The organism is Rhizobium sp. 01N424 (assembly GCF_056399485.1).
This window is the reverse complement of the sequence record NZ_JBFTRK010000050.1, coordinates 1-401: the sequence shown is the minus strand read 5'-3', so window position 1 is coordinate 401 and position 401 is coordinate 1. Positions and strand designations below refer to the sequence as shown.

Here is a 401-nt window from a genome sequence, read left to right as displayed (position 1 = left end):
GCTCGGAAAGCAGCCGCGGCGCCCGCCGCGCCTTCCGCCGGCTTGAAGACGCAGACATCACGGCATTGCTGGCTGAGGAGAACTGAGATGGACAAGCGCATTTTCGGCATCGAAACCGAGTTCGGGATTTCCTATTCCAGCCCRGAGTCCCGTCCGCTGGCCCCCGAAGAGGTGGCCCGCTACCTGTTCCGCAAGGTGGTCAGCTGGGGGAGGTCCTCCAACGTGTTCCTGACCAACGGGTCCAGGCTGTACCTCGACGTCGGCTCCCACCCGGAGTACGCCACCGCGGAGTGCGACGACCTCGCCCAGCTGATCGCGCACGACCGGGCCGGGGAACTGATCCTGGACGACCTCGTGGACGAGGCGCAGGAACGGCTCGCGGCGGAGGGTTTCAATGGCAC

General features: G+C 66.2%; 1 protein-coding gene. It reads left to right on the top strand.

Annotation, left to right across the window (positions count from 1 at the left end; genetic code table 11):
* Window positions 1-87 precede the first annotated feature (87 nt).
* Window positions 88-401 (top strand): proteasome accessory factor PafA2 family protein (locus tag AC1DNK_RS30030; RefSeq protein ID WP_477944886.1); only part of this gene is annotated, 314 nt, incomplete at its 3' end.